Raw genomic sequence first — 23929 nt, forward strand, 5'->3', positions numbered from 1 at the left:
TCGATGAGATCGGTGGATACTCCTACCCCTCACATCTTTATCCGTTTGTTGGCGGGATCGTAGAGCGGTCGCAGCGAGACCAGGGCCGGGTAGGTCGAGGCGCCGATCTCGACGGTCCACTTGCCGGAATCGATCCACGCCTGATCGAGCGGCTGGCGTGCGTCGATCATCGCGAGGCCGACCGCCCCACCGAGCGAGAAGCCGTACGAGGCCGCCCGGATGTAGCCGACCGGCGTGCCGTTGCGGCGCACGACCTCGGCGTGGAACATCAACGGCTCGGGGTCGGTGACCAGCACCTGCACGAGCCGGCGGGTGAGCGGCCCCTCGGCCTTCTTGGCCAGCACGGCCTCGCGGCCGATGAAGCTGCCCGGCTTGTCGAGCGCGACTGCGAAGCCGAGCCCGGCTTCGAGGACTGAGTCGGTGTTGTCGATGTCGTGCCCGTAGTCGCGGTAACCCTTCTCCATCCGCAGGCTCGACAGCGCCTTGAGCCCGGCGTGCCGCAGGCCCACCGCCCGGCCCGCCTCGACGAGCCGGTCGTAGACGTGCACGGCCTGCTCGGCGGGGATGTAGAGCTCATACCCGAGTTCGCCGAGGTAGGTGATGCGGATGCAGAGCACGCGGGCGAACCCGAGGTCGATCTCACGCGCCGTGCGGAACGGGAACGCCTCGTTGGACATGTCCTGCGTCGTCACCGACGCCAGCAGGTCCCGCGAGCGCGGGCCCTGGATGTTGATCTGCGCGTAGGCACCCGAGACGTCGGTGACGGACGCTTGCGCGTCCCCGAAGTGGCGGCGCATCCACGTCTCGACGTGCCGGTGCGCGGTGTCCGAGGCAACGACCCAGAACCGGTCGTCCCCGAGCTTGGTAACCGTGAGGTCGGCCTCGAGCGTGCCGCCCTCGTTGAGCCATTGGGTGTAGGTGATGACGCCCGCCTCGCCGTCGACGCGGTTGGCGGAGATGCGCTCGAGTTCGCGTCCGGCGTCGCGTCCCTGCACGAGGAACTTCGACATGAACGACATGTCCATGAGGATCACGCCTTCGCGGGCGGCGCGGTGCTCGGCCTCCCAGTACGGGAACCAGTTCTGCCGCCCCCACGACAGCGCGTCGACCTTCGGCTCGACGCCCTCGGGCGCATACCAGTCGGCGCCCTCCCAACCGCTCACGTCCTTGAAGTACGCGCGCTGCTCGACGAGCCGGTGGTGCAGCGGGGAGAGCTTCGCATTGCGGGCGGTCTGCATCGAGCGGCCCGGGTAGTGGCACTGGTAGACCGTGCCGAGCGACTCGACTGTGCGCGTCGCCCGGTACTCCGGGTTGCTCTGGTAGGCGTGCAGCCGGTCGATGTTGATGCCGGTGACGTCGATGTCCGGTCGGCCATCGATGATCCAGTGGGCGAGTGCGCGACCGATCCCGCCCCCCGTCAGGATGCCGATGGAGTTCAGCCCGGCCGCCACGAAGTAGTTCTTCAGCTCGGGCGCCTCGCCGACGATCGGCTGCAGGTCGGGGGTGAAGCTCTCCGGGCCGCAGAAGAACGTGCGGACGCCCACCTCCATCGAGACCGGGATCCGCTCCATCGCCTTTTCCAGGTATGGCGCCATCCGGTCCCAGTCGGGCGGTAGCTCCCCGAACGAGAAGTTGTCGGGGATGCCCTCGATCTTCCAGGGCGCGCAGACGGTCTCGAAGAGCCCGAGCATCAGCCCGCCGCCCTCCTCGCGGAAGTAGCCGTACGACGCCGGGTCTTCGAGTACGGGCAGGGATCCGTCGACGCCCTCGACGGGCTCGGTGATCAGGTAGTAGTGCTCGGCCGCCTGCAGCGGGATGTTCACGCCCGCCGCCGCGCCGAGCTGGCGGGCCCACATGCCCGCGCAGTTGACGACGTACTCGGCCTCGATGTCGCCGTACGGCGTCCGTACGCCTGTCACCGCGCCGCCCCGCCGCAGCACGCCCGTGGCCGGGACGCCCTCCAGGATCTTCACGCCCTTCATCCGGGCGCCCTTGGCGAGCGACATGGTGACGTCCACCGGGTTCGCCCGGCCGTCCTGCGGCACGTAGAAGCCGGCGAGCAGGTCGTCCGTGCGGGCGAGGGGGAACAGCTTCTTGACCTCGCCCGGCGAGATCTCGTGAACGTCGACTCCGCAGTACCGGTTGAACGCCGAGACGCGGCGGTATTCCTCCAGGCGGCCCGGTTCGGTCGCGAGTTCGATGAAGCCGACTTGCTTCAACCCGGTGGCGAGCCCGGTCTCGGCCTCGAGTCGGGCGTACAGGTCGCGGGTGTACCTGCGCATCTCGGTGGAGGTCTCGGACGTCGAGCCGAACGTGACCATCAGCCCGGCCGCGTGCCATGTGGTGCCGGACGTCAGTTGGTCGCGTTCGAGCAGCACCACGTCGGTCCACCCGAGGTGGGCGAGGTGGTACGCGACGGAGGTCCCGATGATCCCGCCGCCCACCACGACGACGCGCGCACGATCTGGGACGCCGCTCGGCGCGGGGCCGCTCTTGGGCGGTGTCGGCAGGGTCATGGTCGCTCCGATCCTGATTGACGAGTTCGCCAGGCGCGTCGATTATGGCCGTCCCGCCCGCGCGCACCGCCGTCGGCCGGTCACCTCGACAGGTCTGTCCGATCCTGGACCGCTACCGCTATAGACCCGCAGCGCCGCGAACTAGTGCCTCGTCATGCAGCCTTGAACGGGTAATCCGGGTGGCGGATTTTGGATCCGGTGGCGAATCCGGATTTCGGTTTGGCGCGGTGGTTGCGCCAGCGGATGTAGTCGCCGATGGCGGCGTCCTGCTCGGCGTGGCTGCGGTGGTCGGTGCCGTTGAGCGCGAATTAGCGCACTGCGGCGAACTCGGCTTCGATCCAGTTCAGCCAGGACGCGTAGGTCGGCAGGAACACCAGTTCCACCAGGTTGGCTTCGAGGCCGGTGCCCCGGTACGGCAGGAACAACTGGCGCAGGTGCCGCCGGTACGGGCGGTGAAGCGGACCCGATCGGTGGCGGCGTCGAAGCGGATCAGCACGGCGCCGACGATAGGGCCGCAGCTCGCCTGCACACCCCCTGTTCCAGGCATGGGCGCGCAGCGGAACCGGTCAGTCGGGACGGTTGAGAACGAAGGTCTCCAGTTCGCGCCGCCGTACCAGTCGGTGCGGACGCCGAGATGGGTCATGCCGAGCCGGCGGGCCACCGCCGTCGACGCCTCGTTGCCCGCCATCACCACCGCGTAGACCTGCCGGGCGCCGCCGGCGAACTCCCGGTCGAGCACCGCCCGGGCCGCCTCGGTGGCGTAGCCGTGCCCCCAGGAGTCGGGGTGCAGGTGCCAGCCGATCTCGATGTCGTCGGTGGGGGTGACGCCGTCACGGCCCGGCAGCGGCTTGAGCAGCACGCTGCCCGCCGTCCGGCCGGTGGCGCGCGGCTCGATCGCCCAGAGGCCGTACCGGTCGCGGTACGGGGCGTACCGGTCCCGCCAGGACCGGACCCGCTCGGCCGCCTGCGCCGGGTCGGTCATCCGCCCCGATCCGCCGCCCAGCCAGCGCATCACCTCGTCCCGGGAGTAGATGTCGTAGATCCGGTCCAGGTCCGCTTCGTCCTCGGTCCAGTCGCGGACCACCAGGCGGTCGGTCGAGACGATCGTCATGCTGGCGGATCGTAATGCGTGCGGCGGCGTCGCCGTCCTGCTCTGGCTCTACCTGTTCCCTGTGATCGTCCTGGCCGGCTACTCCGCGACGCTGGCGCTGAGCCGTTGGCGGGCCGCCGCAGTGGCGGGGCTGGGGTCGGCGGACTCGCGGATGCCGTAGCGGCGATAGATGCCGGCGAGGGGGGCCGGGGACCCACCAGTTCCCGTGGCCGAGCAGGCGCATGGTGGCCGGCACCAGCAGCGCGCGGACCAGCGTCGCGTCGACCACGATCGCCACGATCATGCCGACCCCGATCAGCTTGATGTACGACATCCCGCCGGTGGCGAAGCCGGCCACCACGATGATCAACAGCAACGCGGCGGCGGTGATGATCCGCCCGGTGTGCTGGAGGCCGCTGGCCACCGCGGTCGTGTTGTCCGCGGTCTTGTCCCACTCCTCGCAGACCCGGGAGAGCAGGAATACCACGTAGTCGGTGGCCGGCCCGAACAGCACCGCGAGCATGAGGATCGGGTTGCTCGGCTCGATGAAGCCGATCGGGGTGAAGCCGAGCAGGTCGGACAGGTGCCCGTCCTGGAAGATCCAGACCACCACGCCGAACGAGGCGCCGATGGAGAGCAGGTTCATCAGCACCGCCTTGACCGGCAGCAACACCGAGCCGAAGGCGAGGAAGAGCAGCAGCAGGGTCGCGCCGGCCATCAGCAGCGCCATCCAGGGCAGCTGGTCGCCGAGGCTGTCCAGCAGGTCCCGGTCCGGCCGGCGGTGGCCATGGTCCGGCGGATCGCCTCGCCGGTGTCGTGCCCGGCGGCCAGTTCCGCGCGGAACCGGCTGACCACGAAGAGGGCGTAGTCGACCGCCATGCCGAGGCCGATCAGGGTGATGATGTTGATCGCGAAGATCGACATGTCGGTGACCAGGTTGACCAGGCGGACCGCCACGAAGGCGCCGAGGATGGCCAACCCACCTATGAGCAGCGGGGTGGTGGCTGCGACCAGCTCCGTCGCCGACTACCTGGCCCGCTTCGACGTCCGCTCCGAGCTGCTGGTCAGCATGTACGCGGTCACCGACGGCCTGTCCGGGCTCAACGCCGGCCCGGACGACGCGGTCACCGGGTACAACTTCCTGGTCGGGAACTAGGGCAGACTATACACATGGCTTCCCCCGGGCCCACGGGCCCCGTGACCGCTGTCTACGTCCGCATCTCGATCAAAACTAAGGTGTCCGTGAGCCTTGAGGCTCAGGAGGCGGAGTGCCTGGCCCTCTGCGAGCGCAACGGCTGGACGGACGTTGAGGTGTACCGGGACGCTTCCCGGTCTGCCAGCGATACCCGGAAGGTCCGCCCGGAGTACCGGCGGATGATGGCTGATACCAGGGCGGGCCGGGTAGCCCGCATCGTCTGCCGGGATGATGACCGGCTGGTGCGTCAGCCGATTGAGCTAGAGCAACTGATTGACGTGCTCAACAGCAACGGCGTTCCCGTGTTCTGGTCCCACGGCAGCCACCTTGACCTCACGACGATTGAGGGCCGCATGTCCGCCCGGTTGGCGGGGACGATGGCCCGGGCCGAGGTGGAGAAGAAATCCGCCCGTCAGAAATCCTCCAACCGCCACCGCGTGGCCAACGGTTCCCCGGTGGGCACTGTCCGGCCGCTGGGTTACCAGCGGGCCCGTGTAAACGGGGTTGCCACGTTTGACGTTGTCCCCGATGAGGCGGACGCTATCCGATGGGCGGCTGACCAGGTACGGACGGGCGGCACGCTTTCCAGCGTGGCCCGGGAATGGACCAGCCGGGGAATCATGGCCCCGAAGACTGGCAAGCCGTACACGTGGATGGCTGTTAAGGGGGCCCTGACGAACCCCTATCTTGCCGCCAGGATCGCCTACCAGCCGACCAGCATTCTTACGACCGGGAAGGCTGACCGGGCCCCTAAGCACCGTGTGGAACTGATCCCCGGGAACTGGGAACCCATCCTGTCATACCAGGAATGGACCGACCTTGTGGCCCACGTAACCCGAACGCGCCAGGCCGCGGGAAACAACGTCAAGTACCTATGCGGCGGTATCGCTGACTGCGGTATCTGTGGTGCGCCGGCCCGTAGCGACTGGACGCGCACCAGACACGGGGTTAAAAAGCGGGTTTACAAGTGCGACGGGAAGTGCTGGCAGCTACGGGCGGAACAGATTGACCACTACGTCAGGGATGCCGTGGTGGAGATGTTGACCGCTGAGGATTTGGGCCAGGGTGACGACCAGGGGCCCACGGTTGACCGGGCAGCGTTGGACGCTGAGCGCGTCCAGCTTGAGGCGGAGATGATGCAACTGGCTGACATGCTCTCCCGGCGGGCCATGACGCTGCCTCAGTTTGAGCAGGCCAACCGAGGCATCCTTGACCGGCTGACCGAGATTTCCGACGCCCTGACGGAGCCTGAGCCGGGGACGCTGCCCGATCACGTCCCGGTGACTGTGGAACAGTTTGAGGCTCAGACGATTGAGCAACGGCGGTTGTTGGTGCGGGCGGTTACCTCGCGGGTGGCTATCTTCCCGGCGGGTAGTCCCGTGCTGCCGCCCACGGCGGTTTACGTCCACGTCTACGACCGGCGGGGACGGTTGCGGCCCCTCCCGGTGGGTCCGGATGAGGTGGAGGTGGCGGAACGCCAGGAAGCACACGCGGCCCGGTACGCCACGGCCCCCTAGGCGGCCCGTAGAGCGACGAACTAGCCCCGGTAGGTGTCCCAGCCTGCCGGGGTTTTCTGTGCCCATGGGCCCTGGTGCGCGTCTGTGATCCGGGGTGTTGGGCCGTGGGATGCTGTCTGCCCGGCGGCAAGCCGGGAAACGTGACAGCCCGTGGGATGCTCGACCAGCAACCAGGGGCCGGGGGTGTTTGGTCCGGAACAACTCACCAGCCAACCGGGCCGTTTCAACAGCCGGACGACGGTTCCGGACGGGAGTCACAGGATCCGGCCCCACGGGGCCGCTGGGGCCCTCCGGGGCCACCTCCGCGGCCACGGGAGGGGCGGCTACTTCCTTGGGCTTCCCGGGGCGTCACAACGGGTCGTTCCGGAACTTGGGCTGCAGGCTTCCCGGACAACACCAGCTTGGAAAGCCCCATGAACGCGAGGGCCCGAACGGCGGACAGCAACCAGCCGGACAGGCACGGCTTAGCCATGGCACCTGGCTGGTCACATCGCCGGCTGGACCCCGGCGCACGGCATGTGCGACCGGGAAACCCCCTGCCCGTTGGACTACTCGCACCGTCACCGCATCCAGCCCCGTACGGCCGTTGCTGCCGCCGTGGCGGCACGGGCGGGAGGTGGCCGCCTCCGTGGTGCTGGCGGCCTGCGACCCGTACCGGCTGATGGACCTGCTGCCCGACGGCGCGCTCCCGGCGCCCCTGGCCGAGCGGATGGCGGCGGTCCGGCGGCCCGGCACCACGCTGAAGCTCAACCTGGCGCTGACCGGGCTGCCCCGCTTCTCCTGCCTGCCGGCGGACGCGCCGAGCCCGTTCGGCTCGACCATCCACCTGCTGCCCGGCTCGGCGTCGCTGGTCGGGGCGGGCGGCGAGTCGCCGATGGCGGCGCTGCGCGCGATGTGGACGACGTGCAGGCCGGCCGGCTGCCCGAGGAGCCGACCATCGAGTGGTACCTGCACACCACCGTCGACCCGTCGCTGTCCGACCCGGCCGGGCACCACTCCTCGGCGCTCTTCGTCCAGTCGGTCCCCTACGAGCTGGCCGGCACCACCTGGGACGAGGCGCTGCCCGGGTACGTGTCCCGCCTGATCGAGATCTGCGAGCGCTACGCCCCCGGCGCCGGCGACCTGATCGCCGACGCGGTGCCGCTGCCCCCGCCCGGCATCGAGGCGCACTTCGGCATCACCGGCGGGCACATCCACCACGTCGACAACACCGTCTCGTTCTCCGACCGGAGGCCGTACGCCACCGGCGTCGACGGCGTCTACGCCGGCAGCGCCGGCTGCCACCCCGCCGGCAGCGTCATCGGCGCCGCCGGCCACAACGCCGCCCAGCGCATCCTCACCGACCTGGGCCGCTGACCTCCCCGCCGGCCTCGGCGGAGAAACGGGGCAGGTCGCCGGGGCGGCGGATGAGGGAGAGGCCGACGAGCAGCAGGTAGAGGAAGAGGCTGAGGATCGGGTCGACGAAGACGAAGGCGAAGGCGATCAGATAGAGCGGTGGGCGCAGCAGCAATCGCCGCGCGACCGCCCGGGCCAGCTGGGGATCCAGGTCTGGGTGGAGCAGCCGGTGCCGCCGAGCCCACCACCAGCTCAGGTTGAAGAAGAGCGACTCACCGAGCACGGTGCCGACGTAGAGGGCGGCGGTCAGCCGTTGCTCGGTCGCGCTGCCGCGCAGGTTGTCCGAGAGCAGGTCGGCGGTGAACGGGATCGCGGCTACGAAGAGCAGCAGGAGCAGGTTGAACATCAGCAGCACCTGATCCACCCGAACCACGTACCGCCACATGTTGTGGTGGCCGAGCCAGATCTGGCCGGCGATCCCGAAGGTGATCACGTACGCCAGGTAAGACGGCCAGGCGTGGGCGAGGGCGTCGGGAAGCTCCCTCCCGCCGGCCCTGGCCGGGCCGTACTGGAGCAGCTCGACGGCCATCACCGTCAGCACGACCGCGAAGATCCCGTCGCTGAACGTCTCCACCCGGGACGCGTCCCGGGCCATCTCCCGGTCCCGCCGGTACCGGTACTCCCTCTCTTCTGCGCCTGCCCCCGTCACGCCCCGCCCCGCTCTCGCTGGTGTCCGGTCGGTGCCGGTCTGCGACTTTCGCCACCCACCACCACTGCATAGTCGCCCAGGGAGGGGCCGCGCGGGCGCGGATCGGAGGTGCGGCCGGGGGCATCCGCGCGCCCCCGGCCGGGTCGTCAGCTGAGCGCCTCGCCGGCGGGGGCGGGGGTCTGCTCGTCAGCGCGGTGGGCGCGGATCTTGTGGCCGACGCTGGTGAGGCAGCGACCGCTGGCCAGGTCGAACTTCCAGCCGTGCAGCTGGCAGGTGAGCTGGTCGCCCTCGACGATGCCGAACCGGCTCAGGTCCGCCTTCAGGTGCGGGCAACGGCGCTGCACCACCCAGCCGTCCAGCGTGATGTCCTCCGCGTCGACGGCCCGCTCGTGCTCGTCGTACCAGCCCTCGGCGTACTGGAGGCGCTCCTCGGAGAGGCACTTGAAGAAGGCGTAGACGAACTCGTTGTACTGGCCGATCCGGGCCGCCGAGAAGCGGCAGGAGAGGAAGAGCGAGTTGACCCAGTCCACCTCGCCGATGTGCAGCAGGTGCTCGATCAGCGCCCGCTCGGTACGGAACCGGTAGCGCACCTTCTCGTCCGCGTACGGCCGGACCTCCTTGCCCGGGAAGTCCACCACGATCGATTCAACGCTCTCCCCGTCGTACCCGACCAGGTCGAAGCGGACCGGGCCGCCGACCCCCTTGGCCAGGTAGATCGACTCGTCCAGCAGCGGCTCGATCCGGCGCTTCAGCTCGCCGAGCACGTCGACCTCGGGGTGCCGCCAGGACGCCTTCTCCGCCTCGATGATCGGGCGCTTGCGCTCCCGCATCTCCTCCAGGTGGGCGACCTTGTCGGCGAAGAACTCCGCCACCGGCACCGGGTGGGTGGTGCTCGCGCCCTCGGTGGTGACCTCGGCGACGCTGCCCGGCAGCAGCACGATGCCGTTGGTGCCGCCGACCTTGGCGTACTCCTCCAGGAACACCGACTGGTCGGGGAAGATGTTGCCCTCGTCGCCGTGGATGTCGTTGAACTGCCACAGCGCGTCGTCGAGGAAGCAGGGCGGGCCGGCGATCGGGAAGACGTGGTCGGCCTTCAGGTCGTCGATGTAACGCCAGGTGCGGTCGAACTGCCGGTCCCGCTTCTGCTTGCCGAACGCGGTCTTCGCCGACTGCGGCAGCTCGTAGACCATCGGGTACCAGATCGCGCCGGAGAACTGCAGCAGGTGCGCGTGCACGTGGCCCAACTCGGCGAAGACGGTCAGGTCGGTCGGCCGGGCGTCGTTCTGGTTCAGCAGCCGGACGCCGTCGTACTCCACCCAGAGCGAGGAGTCACCGATCGGGCCGTCGGTCGGGCTGGTCAGCGCCTGAATCATGATCTTCAGGCCGCCGGGCAGCTCCACGACCTGCTCGTTCGGCGCCTTGAGGAACTTCGTGAAGCCCAGCTCCCGCAGCTCGTCCTCCAGCTCCGAGGTGGGGAACTCGGGGAGCAGGACGGTGGCGTCCTTGGAGACGGAGTCGCGCAGGTGCTTGGCGTCGAAGTGGTCCCGGTGCAGGTGCGAGACGTACAGGTAGTCGACCTGGCCCAGGGCCGCCCAGTCCAGCAGCGAATTGTCCGGAAAAGGGAACCAGGAGGCGAAGTAGGCCGGATTGACCCACGGGTCGCACAGGATGCTGCCCGCGGCCGTGTCGATCCGCATGCTGGCATGTCCCGTACCGGTCACTCGCACCGCAGTCCCCCTCAAAAAGACAATCAAGGTGTACGTCCCGACGCTACCGGAGGCAGTCTGGCCGCCGCCCCGCGACGCCGGTAGTGCCGATCCGCCCGGCCGAGGAGGGGTCCAACGGCCCGGGGCGCTCAGCCTCGGACCGGCTCCGTCCAGCTCCGCCGCTCCGGGGCGCCCGCGTGCCAGCGGCCCATCAGCCCGGGGATCTCGTCGACCGGAGCGGCCAGGTGCACCCGCTGCCCGCCGGTGACCTGGTGATGGGCGTCCTGCGCCACGCTCCCCTCGCTACAGCAGGAGCAGATCATCCGGACGCCGCTGGCCGGCTCCGCCGCGTACCCGTGCTCGTCGAAGAGCGCCGCCAGGGCGCGGACGTCCTCCGGCGTCCCGGCGACCACCTCGACGGTGGTGGTCGGCAGGTCCGACGCCCGGAACAGCAGCAGCTCGTCGAAGACGGGGAACGACTGCCCGTCGACGGTCCGCTCCCCGTTGGGCGCCCCGTCGTGCACCACCACCTCGCCGAACCGGCGGCCCGACTCGGGCGTGGGGACGTTCAACACCCGGGCCCGGGTGGGGCAGAGCCGCCGCGCCCAGACCACCTCGCCCTCCATGAGCCGGACGGGAGCGACCCCGAAATCCGTGACGATCTCCCCGTCGCCGTCCGGGACCGTCAGGCCGAAGCCCCGCCAGGCGTCCCGCGCAATGGCCCAGTCCTCCATGATCGTGGCCGCGATGCCCAGGTTCCAGAACGCCGGGTCCTCGGTGCCCCGCTCCGCCCGGGCGGCCGCCTCCCGCCCCAGCTCGTACGCCTTCGCCCAGTTGCGCAGGAACTTGTGGGCCAGGGCGGCGTCGTACCACCACACCCCGGACGGGGGAAGGTCCGGGTGCCGCCGCACCAGCCGCTCCAGCAGCTCCCCGGCGACCGCCCAGTTCTCCGCCTCCCACGCCTCGTACGCCGTCTTCAACAGCTCGCGGTCGTCCGCGCGGGTCATGGGCTCCCCCATCAGGTCGGACCCTGCGCCGGGCCCGGCACCGGGCGTGCCAGACTAACCGGAGATCCGATCGCGAGGGAAGGACCGACAGTGGCAGGAAGCGAGCCGGTAACCGCGCCAGATCAGCACAAGCCCGGACACCGGAAGTCCGGACGGATCGGGGCGGTGCTCTCGGCGGTGGTGTTGGTGGTGATGGCGCTCTGCGGCAACCACGAGGGCAAGGTCGAGGACATCTGGCTGATCGGCATCGCCGTGCTGCTGCTGGCCATCGTCATCGGCGACTCGGTGCTGCGCCGCAACGGCCTGCGGTCCTGACCCGGTCGACGTCCGGAACCCGGTAACACGAAGGCCCGCCCCCGTCGGGGGCGGGCCTTCGTCGTCGTACGGGCTCAGCGGCCGAAGAGGATGTCCTGCACGTCCTTGAGCGCGGCGTCGACCTCGGCCTCGAAGTAGCCGCCGGGCACCAGCCCGAAGCGCAGAGTGTCCAGGTCCTTCGGGTTCACCGGCATCGGGTTGCGGCCCTGCATACCACCGAGCAGGGTCTCGAAGAAGCGGTCCACCTGGTCCGGGTCGTACCCGCTGCCGAAGCGGCGCACCTGGAAGCTGCGCCGGATCTGGTCCACCCGGTAGAGCTCGCTGCCGGGCGGGCCGGCCATCGGCGGGCCGACCATCGGCGGGCCACCGACGGGCGGGCCGGCCATCGGGGGGCCGCCGCCCATGCCCTGCTGCGGCAGCGCCGGTGGGCCGGCCGGGCCGCGATCGCGCATGTCACGCAGCTCCCGCTCGGACATCCGGATCTCGGCGGTCATGTCGGCACGCCCGTGCCGGCCGGCCTCGAAGCCGTCGAAACGCTGCTCGTCCTGGCCGTAGCGCGAGTCGTCCTGGCCATACCCGCCCGGGCCCGGGGGCAGGCCGCGCGGCGGCGGGCCACCGTACCCCATCGGGGCGCCCGGACCCATCGGGCCGGGACCGCCGGGGCCGCGCGGGGCGTCGTACCCGCCGCGGGGGGCGTCGTACCCGCCGGCGAAGGCGCCGGTCGGCTCGTCGTACCGGCCGTAGCGGTCGGCGGGCGGGCCGGCCTGCGCGGGCATCCCCCGGGGCGGCATCGGCGGCTGCGGCACCGGCGACAGGCCGCGGTCGTCGCGCATCGGCGGGCCGAGCCGGTCGGCCATCCGGGGGTCTCCGCCCCGACCGCCGGGGACGCCCCCGCGCTCCTCCAGCTCGGCCAACTGCCGCTCGACCCGGTCGAGGTGCAGGTCGACCTGCCACTCGTCGTAGCCGTTGAAGCGGACCCGGAAGACGACGTCGTGGACCTCCTGGGAGGCCACGGGCGCGCCGACCGGCTGCCCGGCGAGGGTCGCCTCGACCCGGTCCAGGAAGGCGTCCACCTCGTCGACCTTGTATCCCCGGCGGAGCGCCTTACGCCGGAAACGCTGACCCTGACTCGCCACTATGTCTCCTGGTCTCGTTCGCTACGCCCGGTCACGCCGTTGTTTCGCGCGGCGCATCGGTGTCCCTGTCCTCGGCGGCGGCGAGCTGCCCACACGCGCCGTCGATTTCGCGTCCCCGGGTGTCCCGCACCGTGGTCGACACCCCGGCGTCGCGCAACCGCCGGACGAACTCCCGCTCGACCGGCTTCGGGCTGGCGTCCCAGCGGCTGCCCGGAGTCGGGTTGAGCGGGATGAGGTTCACGTGGGCCAGCTTGCCGGCCAGCAGCCGTCCGAGCAGGTCGGCTCTCCACGGCTGGTCGTTCACGTCCTTGATCATCGCGTACTCGATCGACACGCGACGCCCCGTCGTGGCCGCGTAGTCCCACGCCGCGTCCAGCACCTCGGACACCTTCCAGCGCTGGTTGACCGGGACGAGTTCGTCGCGCAGCTCATCATCGGGGGCGTGCAGCGACAACGCAAGGGTCACTGAGAGGTCTTCGCTGGCCAGTCGGCGGATGGCCGGGACCAGCCCCACCGTGGAAACGGTGATGTGCCGCTGGGACAGGCCGAGCCCCTCGGGCGCGGGGGCGACCAGCCGGCGGATCGCCGCGACGACCCGCGAGTAGTTGGCCAGCGGCTCGCCCATGCCCATGAACACGACGTGCGACAGCCGCGGCGGCGAGCCGGCGACCGCGCCGGACGCCGCCACCCCGGCCAGGTAGACCGCCTGGTCGACGATCTCCGCGGTGGAGAGGTTGCGGGTCAGCCCGGCCTGCCCGGTGGCGCAGAACGGGCACGCCATGCCGCAGCCGGCCTGGCTCGAGATGCAGACGGTGACCCGGTCCGGGTAACCCATCAGCACGCTCTCCACCAGCGAGCCGTCGTGCAGCCGCCAGAGCGCCTTGCGGGTGGCCCCGTCGTCACAGGCCAGCTCGCGGACGGGGTTCAGCAGCGTGGGCAGCAGCGACCCGGCGAGCCGCTCCCGGGTGGCCGCCGGCAGGTCGGTCATCTGCGCGGGGTCCCGGACCAACCGGCCGAAGTAGTGGTTGGAGACCTGCTTGGCACGGAACGCGGGCTCACCCAGCTCGGTGACGAGCGCCTGCCGGCCCGGCAGGTCCAGGTCGGCGAGGTGACGGGGCGGCATCGCGGGTCGGCGACCGCGGGCGTCGGGGTCTACGGAGATCAGTGGCAGGCTCGTCATGGCGCGTCCAGTCTGACACGCCGGGAGCGGGACACAGCCGTCCGACCGTGCCGAATCGGCCCCGACCGCGTGCCGGAACGGCGTCCGCCGACGTGATTCATGCCTCAGCCCACCACCGGCACGAACACCGCCAGCAGCAGGTACGCCGTCGGCACCGCGAAGAGGATCGAGTCGAGCCGGTCCATCAGGCCGCCGTGCCCGGGCAGCAGGTTGCTCATGTCCTTGACGCCCAGATCCCGCTTGATCATCGACTCGGCGAGGTCACCGAGGACCGCCGCGCAGGAGATCGCCACCCCGAACAGCGCGCCCCACCAGGGGGCCACGTCGAAGAGCAGCCAGATCAGCAGGGCGCTGCCGGCCGCCGCCGCGGTGACCGACCCGGCGAAGCCCTCCCAGGACTTCTTCGGGCTGATCGACGGCGCCATCGGGTGCTTGCCGAACGCCACGCCGGCCGCGTACCCGCCGGTGTCGGAGAGGACCACGGCGACCAGGGTGACCAGCACCCGCAGCCGCCCGTCCCCGGGGGCGGCGGCCAGCATCGCCGCGAAGCCGCCGAGGAAGGGCACGTAGACCGCGATCAGGGTGGCCGCGGTGAGGTCGCGCTGGTAGTTGCCCGGGCCGTCGCCCAACCGCCAGATCATCGTGCCCAGCACGGTGACCAGCAGGCCGAGACTCAGCGCGTCCGGGCCGGCGAACCAGGCCAGCCCGACGGTGATCGCCCCACCGGCGACCAGCGGCACCAGCGGCGGGTGGGCGCCGCTGCGGCGTACCGCCCGGGTCATCTCCCAGGTCCCGACCGCCACGGCGGCGACCAGCACGGCGAGGAACGCCGGCAGGTAGAAGAAGAGCGGCACCAGGATCGCCGCGCCGAGGCCCACCCCGACAGCGATCGCGGCCGGCAGGTTGCGGCCGGCCCGGCTGGGCGCGGTCTGCTGGGTGGGTGGCCGGTCCGCGCCGGCCCGCCGCCGGCCGCGCTGGCGGCGGCCCGACGGTGGCTCGGGCTCCGGGTCCGGTTCGTCCCGGACCGGGGCGATCTGGGCGGTCGGATACTCGTCGTCCGGCGCCTCGGAACGGTCGCCCCACGGGCCGCTACCGGGGTAGCCCCGGTCCGCGCCCGCCGGGCGGCGCGGGTCGTCGTAGCCGGCGTCCCACCGGCCGGAGTCCTCGTAGCCGGCGTCCCACCGGCTGCGGTCGTCGATGTCGGCGTCGCGGCGCCCGGGACCGTCGTAGCCGGTGCGCCGCATACCCCGGTCCTCGACGTCGTCGCGATAGCCACGGTCGTCCCCGTAGCCACGGTCGTCCCCGTAGCCACGGTCGCCGCGGTAGCCGCGCTCGGCGGGTTCCGGGCCGCGGCCATCGTGGTCACGGTCCGGGCGGCCGTGGGGGCGGCCGGGCCGCTCGTCGTACGGACCAGGCCACGGGCCGCCGGCTCCCGGGCGGGTGTACGGGTCGCGGGCCGGGCCGGGGTACGCCTCCGCCGGCGGGCGGGTCCGGCCGTGCGGCTCGGCGTACAGCTCGGGATCGGCGCCCGGGCGGCGCCGCGAACCCGGCTCGAGGTCAGGGTCGGGCCAGGGCAGACGGTCCGGTCGGTCCCAGCCGCGAGGCTCGGCGGCGCCGTAGGGGTCGGGGTGGGACATCACGCACCGAGTGGACGCGGTACGAGTTCCACCACTTGACGCAAGACCAAGACCATCCCCTACAGGCGCGACTGTTCCGGTTGACCGGCGCGACGGCCGGCCGATCCCCGCCGTTCACCCGGTGGTGGGTGGGAATCGTGCCGAGCCTACTGCACCGGGGAACCCGGCACGGCGGACGATGGCCCACCACGACGACGGCACCGGGTCCGCCGCCCGGGGAGGGCGGCGACACGCCGGTGCCGTGACGGGTCGTCGGGCGGCTCAGACTTCGAGCAGCTCCGCTTCCTTGTGCTTGACCAGCTCGTCGACGGTGGCGACGTACCGCTGGGTCAGGTCGTCCAGGTCCTTCTCCGCGCGCCGGCCCTCGTCCTCGCCGACCTCGCCGTCCTTGACCAGGCGGTCCAGCTCTTCCTTGCCCTTGCGGCGGATGTTGCGGACGGCCACCTTGGCCTCTTCGCCCTTGTGCCGGGCGACCTTGATCATCTCGCGGCGCCGCTCCTCGGTCATCTGCGGCAGCAGGATGCGGAGCTGGTTGCCCTCGTTGTTCGGGTTCACGCCGAGGTCCGAGTCGCGGATCGCCTTCTCCATGGCGTTGATCTGCGAGTTGTCGTACGGCTTGATGATCACCATGCGTGGCTCGGGGACGCCGATGGACGCCATCTGGGGCAGCGGGGTGGGGGTGCCGTAGTAGTCGATGATGACCTTGGAGAACATGGCGGCGTTGGCGCGACCGGTGCGGATGGCGCCGAACTCCTCCTTGGCGTGCTCGACCGCACGCTCCATCTTCTCCTCGGCCTCGAGGAGGGTGTCGTCGATCACCGGTCTCCTCGCCTCCTTCTGTTGCTCGTCGTGGGCACTGCTGGTTCGTGTCGGAGGACCGCTACTGGTTCGGCGGGGCCGCTCAGGCGGTGATCAGGGTGCCGATCTTCTCGCCGCCGACCGCCCGGACGATGGTGTCGTCGCCCTGCGCGCCGAAGACGAGCATCGGCAGGCCGTTCTCCATGCAGAGGCTGAACGCCGCGGCGTCGGCCACCCGCAGGTTGCGGCGCAGCACCTCCGAGAAGGTGATCGAGTCCAGCTTGCTGGCGGTCGGGTCGATCCGCGGGTCCGCGGTGTAGACGGCGTCCACACCGTTCTTGCTCATCAGCACCACGTCGGCGCGGATCTCCAGCGCCCGCTGGGCGGCGACCGTGTCCGTGGAGAAGTACGGCATGCCGGCGCCCGCGCCGAAGATCACCACGCGGCCCTTCTCGAGGTGCCGGATGGCCCGCAGCGGGATGTACGGCTCGGCGACCTGGGCCATGGTGATCGCGCTCTGCACCCGGGTCTCGATGCCCTCCTTCTCCAGGAAGTCCTGCAGCGCCAGGCAGTTCATCACCGTGCCGAGCATGCCCATGTAGTCGGCCCGGGCCCGGTCCATGCCGCGCTTCTGCAGCTCGGCGCCGCGGAAGAAGTTGCCGCCGCCGACCACCACCGAGACCTGCACGCCGCGGCGGACCACGGTGGCGATCTGCCGGGCGATGCCCTGCACGACGTCCGGGTCGACCCCGATCGCGCCGCCGCCGAAGACCTCGCCGGAGAGCTTCAGGACCACCCGGCGAGCCCGGCCGGGCGGAGGGGCGGTCGGATCATCCGCCGCCAGGCTCCGGTCACTCACAACCTGCGTCATCCGCCCCGCCCTTCCCGTCGCGCACCTCGTGTGCGCCGCGTACCGCGTACCTGCCGCTGCCGACCCTATGTGACGAGGAGGCCGCGGTGCCTGTCACGTACACCGGCGGCCTCCTCGTCGACGTTGCTTGCCCACGGGCGCCTCACGCGCCCGAGCTGGCGGCTCAGGCCTGGCCGACCTCGAACCGCAGGAAGCGGGTCACGTCGATGCCGGCCTCGGCCAGCATCTGCTTCACAGACTTCTTGTTGTCGGCCACCGACGCCTGCTCGATCAGGACGTAGTCCTTGAAGAAGGCGTTCACCCGGCCCTCGATGATCTTCGGCAGCGCCGCCTCGGGCTTGTTCTCCTCGCGGGCGGTCTGCTCGGCGATGCGCCGCTCCGACTCGACGACCTCGGCCGGCACCTCGTCCCGGGTGAGGTACTTCGGCCGCATCGCGGCGATCTGCATGGCCACACCGCGGGCGTCGGCGTCGCCGGCCTCGTCGGTCTTGCCGGCGTACTCCACCAGCACGCCGACGGCCGGCGGCAGGTCCTGGCTCTTGCGGTGCAGGTAGACCGCGACGTTGCCGTCCAGCTTGGCGAAGCGGTTCAGCACCAGCTTCTCGCCGATCTTGGCGGACTGCTCCTGGATCAGGTCGGCGACCGGCTTGCCGTCGATCGAGCTGGCCAGCAGCTCCTCGGCGGTGCTGACGCCGCTGCGCTCGCCGTGCTCGACCAGCTGCTGGGCGAAGGCGATGAAGGCGTCGTTCTTGGCGACGAAGTCGGTCTCGCAGTTGAGCTCGAGCAGCGCCTTGCCGGAGTGGGCGATCAGGCCGTTCGCGGCGGTGCGGCCGGCCCGCTTGCCGACGTCCTTGGCGCCCTTGACGCGCAGGATCTCGATGGCCTTGTCGAAGTCGCCCTCGGCCTCGGTCAGCGCCTTCTTGGAGTCCATCATGCCGGCGCCGGTGAGGTCGCGGAGCTTCTTGACGTCCGCGGCGGTGAAGTTGGACATGACTCTCTCTTCGGTGTTGGGACTGCGTGGGATGGTCTGGCTGCCGGGTTACCCGGATCCGGGCCGGATGTGCCCGGCGTATCCGCCGCGCCCCACCGACCGCGAAAACGGACGATGGGGACGCGGCGGTGCGATCACTCCGCGGCGGCGGGCGCCGGCTGCTCGGCCTGCGGCTGCTCGGCCGGCTGCTGCTCGTCGGCCTTCTTCGGCTCCTCCAGCAGCTCGCGCTCCCACTCGGCCAGCGGCTCGTCGGTGCCGACCTGGCCCGGCTCCGGCTTCTCGTCGCCGCCCCGGCGACGGCCGGAACGGGCGATCAGGCCGTCGGCGACGGCGGCGGCCACGACCTTGGTCAGCAGCTCCGCCGAACGGATGGCGTCGTCGTTGCCCGGGATCGGGAAGTCGACCTCGTCCGGGTCGCAGTTGGTGTCGAGCACCGCGATCACCGGGATGCCCAGCTTGCGGGCCTCGTCGACGGCGATGTGCTCCTTCTTGGTGTCGACCACCCAGATCGCGGCCGGCAGCTTCTGCATGTCCCGCAGACCACCCAGGGTGCGGGTCAGCTTGATCTTCTCGCGGGAGAGCTGCAGCGTCTCCTTCTTGGTGTAACCGGCGGCGGTGCCGCTCAGGTCACCCAGGGCCTCCAGCTCCTTCATCCGCTGCAGGCGCTTGTACACCGTCTGGAAGTTGGTCAGCATGCCACCGAGCCAGCGGTGGTTGACGTACGGCTGACCGACCCGGGTCGCCTGCTCGGCGATGGCCTCCTGGGCCTGCTTCTTGGTGCCGACGAACAGGATGCTGCCGCCCTCGGCCACCGTGGTGCGCACGTAGTCGTACGCCTTCTCGATGTAGTCGAGGGTCTGGCGCAGGTCGATGATGTAGATACCGTTGCGCTCGGTGAAGATGAAGCGCTTCATCTTCGGGTTCCAGCGCCGGGTCTGGTGCCCGAAGTGGACACCGCTCTCCAGCAGCTGACGCATGGTCACGACGGCCATGGTGGGTACTCCTCGTGTTCCCTGGTTGTCCCGCCCGGCCGGCGGCCGGGCGTCCTGGCGCCCGGTCGCCGGCCGTGACGGGCCCGACAGGGTCGGGACCAGGGAGGCCGTCGCCCCACGAGGAAACGTGGAGAGGGCGCGCGAGGTCGACCGCGCGAGGCGGTCGCCAGTCGACCAGTGTACGCCCCTTCTCCGCCCGCCAGACCCGGGGTGCGGGAACGCCCCGCACCGTCACTTTCCGGGCGTACCACCCGGACCGGTCCCCGGCGCCCGGCTCGACCCGTGCGGGTGGCGCGCCGCGCCGGCGGGGCCTGCGCCCGGCGCGGGCGGCTCGCCGCACGGCGTCACCGGCCCACCGCATGCCGGGCGAGCCGGCGAGGGGCGACTCAGCGGGCGCCGAGCGCGGCAGCGACGAAGAGCACCAGCCCGACGGTCAGGTAGGCCGTCGGCGGGCGGAGCCAGCCGCGGCTGCCGTCGGCGAGCGACAACCCACCGGTACGCAGCCCGTAGAGGCCGGCGGCGAAGATCGGCAGCCCGGCCACCAGGAACGTCCCCACCACCACGTCCGAGGACGAGACGGGGTTCCCCACCACGCCGTGCAGGAGGACCCGGAGGGCGGGAACCTCGAAGACGAGCGTCAGCGCCGCGAGGACCACCGCGAGCGCCGGCCGGCGGGTCCGGTAGACGCCGTCGCCGGTCGGCGGGGCGTCGAGCCGGGGCGCGACCGACGGCATCGGCCCGGTCGGCATCTCCAGCGGATGCGGGGCCGGGCCGCCAGGGCGGTCCCCGACGGTGAACGGGGTCGGACCGGCATGGATCGGGCCGGACGGACGGTCCCCCACCCCGAACGGCGGCACGGCGGCGTGGGTCGGCTCGACGATCGGGTAGCCGCCGACGGGAGCGGGTCGCAGCGCGTCCGGTGCCCGGTCCGCGCCGAGCTGGTCCGGCCCGGCCACGCTCTCCCGGCCGCCGGCGACGAGCTGGTCCGCGCTCTCCCGCGCGGCCCGCCGGCCGCCGCGCTCACCGGGCAGCTCGCCGGAGACCTCCGGGTCCTCCCCGCGCCGCGACCGGGACCGATAGCCGTCGGTCTCCTGATGTCCGTCGCCGAGCGGGTCGTTCGCACCGAAGCGCCCGGATTCGCCGTACCGGGAGGTCACCGGGTCGGCGTACCGGCCGTCGTCCGCGCCGGCGCGCTGTTCCGGGGTCCGGAAGTCGTCGTCGCGGTAGCGCGGGTCGCCCGCTCCGCGCCAGTCCGGCTCGGCGTACCCCTGGTCGCCCCAACGCGACCCCTGCTGATCCTCGGGAAAGCTCTGTCGTCCGTCCACGACGGGCACGGTATGCGACCGGCTCCACCTGCGCCATCCGGCCGGCTGACGACGCCGTCCCAGGTCAGCACGACACGGATCCGGTCATCGCGGGTGCACGCTCGGTGACCGCCTGGCCGCGTCCTAGCACAGGCCCGACATGATCGTCCGGTCGTCCACAGCCCCGCCGGTTGTCCACAGGCAGACCGGACAGGGCGGCCGTACCGACCGCCCCGGGCCCACCCTGGCCGCATGACGAAGCGGAACCAGGCCGTCGGCGCGTACGGGGAACGGTGCGCGGTCCGACACCTGATCGAGGCGGGACTGCGGCCGGTCGCCCGGAACTGGCGCTGCCCGGACGGCGAGATCGACATCATCGCCTGGGAGGGCGGGGTGCTCGCCTTCTGCGAGGTGAAGACCCGTCGTACGGACGACTTCGGCAGCCCGGCCGAGGCGGTCGTACCGGCCAAGGCGCGCCGGCTGCGCGGCCTGGCCGCCCGGTGGCTGGCCGAGACCGGAACCACCGCGGACGAGGTGCGCTTCGACGTCCTGTCGGTCCGGCTGTCCGTGGCGGGCGCGGCCCGGGTCGACCACCTCAAGGGCGCGTTCTGAGATGGGCGGCCGGGCATGAGCGAGCGCAGCGAGCGAATCATCAAGGCAGGGCGGCACGAGGCTCAGGCCGGCGCCGGGCGAAGCGAGGTGCCGGCATGAGCTACGCCAAGGTGCTCGGCGCGGGCCTGGTCGGGGTGACCGGGCACGTCGTGGAGGTGGAGGCCGACCTGGCGCCGGGGCTGCCCGCGGTGGTCATCTCCGGTCTGCCCGACACCGCCCTGCACGAGGCCCGGGACCGGGTCCGCGCGGCCATCGTCAACTCCGGCGAGAAGTGGCCGAACCGGCGGATCACCCTCAACCTGCTCCCCGCCGACCTGCCCAAGTACGGCTCCGCGTTCGACCTGGCCATCGCCACCGCCCTGCTCGGCGGCGCCGGGGAGCTGCCACTGCTGCCGCTGGACCGGGTGGTGGTCCTGGGTGAGCTGGGACTGGACGGCACCGTCCGACCGGTGCGCGGCGTCCTGCCGATGGTGGCCGCCGCGGTCAGGGCGGGGCTGGGACGGGTCATCGTGCCGGTCGACAACGCGGCCGAGGCAGCGGTGATCCCCGGCGTCCGGGTCCGCGCGGTCGACACCCTGCACCGACTGGTCGGTTTCGTCCGGGACGGCACGCCGCTGCTGGAACCCTCGGCCAGCGGCCCGACGCCGCCTCCGGACGGGCCGGATCTGGCCGACGTCGCCGGCCAGGGACTGGGCCGGCGGGCGTTGGAGGTGACCGCGGCCGGGGGACACCACCTCGCGTTGCTGGGGCCACCCGGCGCCGGCAAGACCATGCTGGCCGAACGCCTGCCGTCGATCCTGCCCGAGCTGGACGACGACGCCGCGCTGGAGGTCACCGCGCTGCACTCGATCGCCGGCGTGCTCCCGTCGGACGGGCGGCTGCTGCGCCACCCGCCGTTCCAGGCGCCGCACCACACAGCCACCGTGCCGGCGCTGGTGGGCGGGGGCGCCGGGCTGGCGCGCCCGGGCGCGGTGTCGCTGGCCCATCGCGGGGTGCTCTTCCTCGACGAGGCGCCCGAGTTCAGCAAGGGCGCCCTGGAGGCGTTGCGCCAGCCCCTCGAACACGGCTGGATCCGGCTGGCCCGGACCCGGGGCGGCACGGAGTACCCGGCGCGGGTGCAACTGGTGCTGGCCGCCAACCCCTGCCCGTGCGCGAAACCGGCCGGCGACACGCAGTGCGAGTGCAGCCCGCTCACCCGGCGGCGCTACCTGGGGCGACTCTCCGGACCCCTGCTGGACCGGGTCGACGTGCAGGTCACCCTCCTGCCGGTGCGGGCGGCCGAGCTGATGGCGACGGGCGGCGCGCACGAGTCCTCGGCCACCGTCGGCGCCCGGGTCGCCGCGGCACGGGCGGCAGCCGCCGAGCGCTGGGCCCCGATCGGCCGCCGGCTCAACGCCGAGATACCCGGCCCGCTGCTGCGCCGGTCACCCTGGCGGTTGCCGGGCCATGACACCGACGAGCTGCGCGCCCGGCTGGACAGCGGTTCCCTCTCGGCCCGGGGCTTCGACCGGATCATCCGGCTGGCGTGGACGGTCGCCGACCTGGACGGGCGGGACCGGCCGGACCGGGAGGACGTACGGGAGGCGATCGCACTACGGACGGGAGAGGGAGCATGAGCCGCGACGAGGAGACCCGGACGGCGGACCGGCTGGCCCGGGTGGCGTTGACCTGGCTCACCGAACCGGGCACCTGGTCGGTGCACCGGCTGGTCGAGCGGCTCGGGGCGCCGGCCACCCTGACACTGCTCTGCGAGGGCGGCGCGCCGGAGGAGAAGCTGCACGCCACCGTGGCGGCCCGGCTCGCCGCCGGTGACCCCCGCGTCGCGGCGGCCCGGGCACTGGAGCGGACCGACCGGCTCGGCGCCCGGATCGTCACGCCGGAGGACGACGAGTGGCCGGCAGGCGTCGACGACCTGCGCCGGCTCGCCCTCTCCGGGGCCAGCCGCCGGGTGGACACCGAGACCGCCCCACCGCTGTGCTTCTGGGTACGCGGCGCCTGGCCGCTGGCCGAGGCGATGGCACGGTCGGTGGCCGTGGTCGGCGCCCGGGCCGCCACGCCCTACGGCGTGCACGTGGCCACCGAACTGGGCTACGGCCTGGCGGACCGGGACTGGTCGGTGGTCTCCGGCGGGGCGTTCGGCATCGACGCCGCCGCGCACCGGGGCGCGTTGAACGCCGGCGGGATGACCGTGGCGGTGCTGGCCTGCGGGGTGGACCGGCCCTACCCGATGGGTAACGCCGCCCTCTTCGACCGGATCGCCGAGACGGGGCTGCTGGTCAGCGAATGGATGCCCGGCGCCGAACCGCTCAGGCCGCGGTTCCTGATCCGCAATCGGGTGATCGCCGCCGCCACCCGGGGAAGCGTGCTGGTGGAGGCGTCCGCGCGCAGCGGGGCCACCCAGACCATGCGCCGGGCGCTGGCCATCGACCGACCGGGGATGGTGGTGCCCGGCCCGGTCACCTCGGCCATGTCGGTCGGCGCCCACGAACTGCTCCGGGAGCAGCCCGCCGCCCGAATCATCACCGGGGTCGCGCACGTGCTGGAGGAGGTGGGGCGGATCGGCGCCGACCTGGCGCCCCCGGCCCGGGGCCCGCGACGCCCCGCAGACGAACTCGACGACGAGGCCGCCATGGTCCTGGAGTCCCTGCCGCGCCGGGGGTCGCGCAGCCCGGACGCGGTGGCCGCCCGGGCGGGGGTGGGCGTCCGGGTCGCGTTGCGCAAGCTGTCGCTGTTGGAAGAGTTGGGGCTGGTGGTCCGGCGGGACGGCGGGTACGCCCTCGCCCCACCAACGGACCGGCGGACCGCCGGCGCGAGCCCGGCAGGCGCGCCACCCCCGCCTGACTGACTCGGCCGCGCCGCAGCCCGGCCAGTCGGAACCGGAAGACCCGAGCGGGGCGAGCCACGCCGGACCGCCGAGCGGGGCGGGCCGAGCGGGGCGGGCCGAGCGGGGCGGGCCGAGCGGGGCGGGCCGAGCGGGGCGGGGCGGGCGGGGCGGGCCGAGCGGGCGGCGGTGCCGCC

The 23929-nt window shown here is 72.0% G+C and carries 20 protein-coding genes and 3 pseudogenes; 8 read left to right on the forward strand and 15 right to left on the reverse strand.

The features are described 5' to 3' along the window. Window positions 1–29 precede the first annotated feature (29 nt). Together OG799_RS20890 and OG799_RS20895 are read right to left on the reverse strand one after the other, a co-directional pair. Window positions 30–2516 (reverse strand): FAD-dependent oxidoreductase, encoded by a 2487-nt coding sequence (locus OG799_RS20890; protein ID WP_406036845.1) that lies wholly within the window; start codon window positions 2514–2516, stop codon window positions 30–32. A gap of 566 nt (window positions 2517–3082) precedes the next feature. Then, a pseudogene (locus OG799_RS20895) lies at window positions 3083–3627 on the reverse strand (GNAT family N-acetyltransferase). Between OG799_RS20895 and OG799_RS20900 the strand changes: the two are divergent. Continuing rightward, entirely contained in the window at window positions 3626–3787 is a 162-nt protein-coding gene (locus OG799_RS20900) for a hypothetical protein (protein WP_406046514.1), read from the forward strand. The pseudogene OG799_RS20895 and the gene OG799_RS20900 sit on opposite strands and share 2 nt — an antisense overlap. A 30-nt stretch (window positions 3788–3817) precedes the next feature. Here the strand turns inward: OG799_RS20900 and OG799_RS20905 are convergent. Next, a pseudogene (locus OG799_RS20905) lies at window positions 3818–4336 on the reverse strand (MMPL family transporter); the annotation flags it as partial. Continuing rightward, window positions 4324–4584 carry an MMPL family transporter gene (locus OG799_RS20910; RefSeq protein WP_406036846.1) on the reverse strand — a complete coding sequence of 87 codons (261 nt, stop codon included), beginning with the start codon at window positions 4582–4584 and terminating at the stop codon, window positions 4324–4326. The gene OG799_RS20910 and the pseudogene OG799_RS20905, both read right to left, overlap by 13 nt. On the opposite strand from OG799_RS20910, the gene OG799_RS20915 reads away from it, so the two are divergent. The 3 genes and pseudogenes from OG799_RS20915 to OG799_RS20925 form a co-directional block, all read left to right on the forward strand. Then, window positions 4577–4762 (forward strand): hypothetical protein, encoded by a 186-nt coding sequence (locus OG799_RS20915; RefSeq protein WP_406046515.1) that lies wholly within the window; start codon window positions 4577–4579, stop codon window positions 4760–4762. The genes OG799_RS20910 and OG799_RS20915 overlap by 8 nt on opposite strands. A 41-nt stretch (window positions 4763–4803) precedes the next feature. After that, on the forward strand, window positions 4804–6318 hold the full coding sequence (locus tag OG799_RS20920) for a recombinase family protein (RefSeq protein ID WP_406036847.1): 1515 nt from the start codon (window positions 4804–4806) through the stop codon (window positions 6316–6318). A gap of 607 nt (window positions 6319–6925) precedes the next feature. Further along, window positions 6926–7674, forward strand: a pseudogene (locus tag OG799_RS20925) (phytoene desaturase family protein); the annotation flags it as partial. Here OG799_RS20925 and OG799_RS20930 read toward each other — a convergent pair. From OG799_RS20930 to OG799_RS20940, 3 genes are all read right to left on the reverse strand, one after another. Then, the gene (locus OG799_RS20930) at window positions 7655–8308 is read right to left on the reverse strand and encodes a TMEM175 family protein (RefSeq protein ID WP_406046357.1); all 654 of its coding nucleotides are present in this window, start codon (window positions 8306–8308) and stop codon (window positions 7655–7657) included. The pseudogene OG799_RS20925 and the gene OG799_RS20930 sit on opposite strands and share 20 nt — an antisense overlap. Window positions 8309–8508: 200 nt before the next feature. Beyond that, window positions 8509–10089, reverse strand: a complete 1581-nt coding sequence (locus OG799_RS20935) for a Rieske 2Fe-2S domain-containing protein (RefSeq protein WP_406036848.1) — start codon at window positions 10087–10089, stop codon at window positions 8509–8511. A 128-nt stretch (window positions 10090–10217) separates the two neighbouring features. Continuing rightward, window positions 10218–11087, reverse strand: a complete 870-nt coding sequence (locus tag OG799_RS20940) for a hypothetical protein (RefSeq protein ID WP_406036849.1) — start codon at window positions 11085–11087, stop codon at window positions 10218–10220. 78 nt (window positions 11088–11165) lie between these two features. Here OG799_RS20940 and OG799_RS20945 point away from each other — a divergent pair, with 78 nt between their 5' ends. Next, window positions 11166–11390 carry a DUF2631 domain-containing protein gene (locus OG799_RS20945; protein ID WP_406036850.1) on the forward strand — a complete coding sequence of 75 codons (225 nt, stop codon included), beginning with the start codon at window positions 11166–11168 and terminating at the stop codon, window positions 11388–11390. 74 nt (window positions 11391–11464) lie between these two features. Here the strand turns inward: OG799_RS20945 and OG799_RS20950 are convergent, their stop codons facing one another. The 8 genes from OG799_RS20950 to OG799_RS20985 form a co-directional block, all read right to left on the reverse strand. Beyond that, on the reverse strand, window positions 11465–12526 hold the full coding sequence (locus OG799_RS20950) for a DivIVA domain-containing protein (protein WP_406036851.1): 1062 nt from the start codon (window positions 12524–12526) through the stop codon (window positions 11465–11467). A 31-nt stretch (window positions 12527–12557) separates the two neighbouring features. After that, on the reverse strand, window positions 12558–13706 hold the full coding sequence (gene rlmN / locus OG799_RS20955) for a 23S rRNA (adenine(2503)-C(2))-methyltransferase RlmN (protein ID WP_406036852.1): 1149 nt from the start codon (window positions 13704–13706) through the stop codon (window positions 12558–12560). Between the two features lie 104 nt (window positions 13707–13810). After that, window positions 13811–14950: a phosphatidate cytidylyltransferase gene (locus tag OG799_RS20960; protein WP_406046358.1), complete on the reverse strand. Its 1140-nt coding sequence runs from the start codon at window positions 14948–14950 to the stop codon at window positions 13811–13813. Between the two features lie 654 nt (window positions 14951–15604). Beyond that, entirely contained in the window at window positions 15605–16162 is a 558-nt protein-coding gene (gene frr / locus OG799_RS20965; RefSeq protein ID WP_130332949.1) for a ribosome recycling factor, read from the reverse strand. An 82-nt stretch (window positions 16163–16244) separates the two neighbouring features. After that, window positions 16245–17012, reverse strand: coding sequence for a UMP kinase (gene pyrH / locus OG799_RS20970; protein WP_091190591.1), 768 nt, complete (start codon window positions 17010–17012; stop codon window positions 16245–16247). Window positions 17013–17175: 163 nt separating this feature from the next. Beyond that, window positions 17176–18003 carry a translation elongation factor Ts gene (gene tsf / locus OG799_RS20975; protein WP_406036853.1) on the reverse strand — a complete coding sequence of 276 codons (828 nt, stop codon included), beginning with the start codon at window positions 18001–18003 and terminating at the stop codon, window positions 17176–17178. A gap of 134 nt (window positions 18004–18137) precedes the next feature. Beyond that, a complete protein-coding gene (gene rpsB, locus OG799_RS20980) occupies window positions 18138–18995 on the reverse strand; it encodes a 30S ribosomal protein S2 (RefSeq protein WP_406036854.1) in 858 nt (285 codons plus the stop codon). Between the two features lie 386 nt (window positions 18996–19381). Further along, window positions 19382–20329, reverse strand: coding sequence for a hypothetical protein (locus OG799_RS20985; protein ID WP_406036855.1), 948 nt, complete (start codon window positions 20327–20329; stop codon window positions 19382–19384). A 222-nt stretch (window positions 20330–20551) separates the two neighbouring features. On the opposite strand from OG799_RS20985, the gene OG799_RS20990 reads away from it, so the two are divergent. The 3 genes from OG799_RS20990 to OG799_RS21000 all read left to right on the forward strand — a co-directional run bounded on the left by OG799_RS20990 (window position 20552) and on the right by OG799_RS21000 (window position 23756). Further along, entirely contained in the window at window positions 20552–20911 is a 360-nt protein-coding gene (locus OG799_RS20990; protein ID WP_406036856.1) for a YraN family protein, read from the forward strand. A 95-nt stretch (window positions 20912–21006) separates the two neighbouring features. Continuing rightward, window positions 21007–22527, forward strand: coding sequence for a YifB family Mg chelatase-like AAA ATPase (locus OG799_RS20995; RefSeq protein WP_406036857.1), 1521 nt, complete (start codon window positions 21007–21009; stop codon window positions 22525–22527). Next, window positions 22524–23756 carry a DNA-processing protein DprA gene (locus tag OG799_RS21000; RefSeq protein ID WP_406036858.1) on the forward strand — a complete coding sequence of 411 codons (1233 nt, stop codon included), beginning with the start codon at window positions 22524–22526 and terminating at the stop codon, window positions 23754–23756. Before OG799_RS20995 ends, OG799_RS21000 begins: the two co-directional genes overlap by 4 nt. Window positions 23757–23929: the final 173 nt, after the last annotated feature.

Origin of the sequence: Micromonospora sp. NBC_00898 (assembly GCF_045207895.1) — a bacterium.
Classification (GTDB): Bacteria; Actinomycetota; Actinomycetes; order Mycobacteriales; family Micromonosporaceae; genus Micromonospora.

Excerpts from the sequence above, each read along its gene's own strand:
- pyrH (WP_091190591.1), bottom strand. The coding sequence starts at position 17,012 with ATGACGCAGGTTGTGAGTGACCGGAGCCTGGCGGCGGATGATCCGACC.
- OG799_RS20930 (WP_406046357.1), bottom strand. The coding sequence starts at position 8,308 with ATGGCCCGGGACGCGTCCCGGGTGGAGACGTTCAGCGACGGGATCTTC.
- rpsB (WP_406036854.1), bottom strand. The coding sequence starts at position 18,995 with ATGGCCGTCGTGACCATGCGTCAGCTGCTGGAGAGCGGTGTCCACTTC.
- rlmN (WP_406036852.1), bottom strand. The coding sequence starts at position 13,706 with ATGACGAGCCTGCCACTGATCTCCGTAGACCCCGACGCCCGCGGTCGC.
- OG799_RS21000 (WP_406036858.1), top strand. The coding sequence starts at position 22,524 with ATGAGCCGCGACGAGGAGACCCGGACGGCGGACCGGCTGGCCCGGGTG.
- OG799_RS20990 (WP_406036856.1), top strand. The coding sequence starts at position 20,552 with ATGACGAAGCGGAACCAGGCCGTCGGCGCGTACGGGGAACGGTGCGCG.
- OG799_RS20915 (WP_406046515.1), top strand. The coding sequence starts at position 4,577 with ATGGCCAACCCACCTATGAGCAGCGGGGTGGTGGCTGCGACCAGCTCC.
- OG799_RS20900 (WP_406046514.1), top strand. The coding sequence starts at position 3,626 with ATGCTGGCGGATCGTAATGCGTGCGGCGGCGTCGCCGTCCTGCTCTGG.
- OG799_RS20890 (WP_406036845.1), bottom strand. The coding sequence starts at position 2,516 with ATGACCCTGCCGACACCGCCCAAGAGCGGCCCCGCGCCGAGCGGCGTC.
- tsf (WP_406036853.1), bottom strand. The coding sequence starts at position 18,003 with ATGTCCAACTTCACCGCCGCGGACGTCAAGAAGCTCCGCGACCTCACC.
- OG799_RS20995 (WP_406036857.1), top strand. The coding sequence starts at position 21,007 with ATGAGCTACGCCAAGGTGCTCGGCGCGGGCCTGGTCGGGGTGACCGGG.
- OG799_RS20940 (WP_406036849.1), bottom strand. The coding sequence starts at position 11,087 with ATGGGGGAGCCCATGACCCGCGCGGACGACCGCGAGCTGTTGAAGACG.
- OG799_RS20960 (WP_406046358.1), bottom strand. The coding sequence starts at position 14,950 with ATGCGGCGCACCGGCTACGACGGTCCCGGGCGCCGCGACGCCGACATC.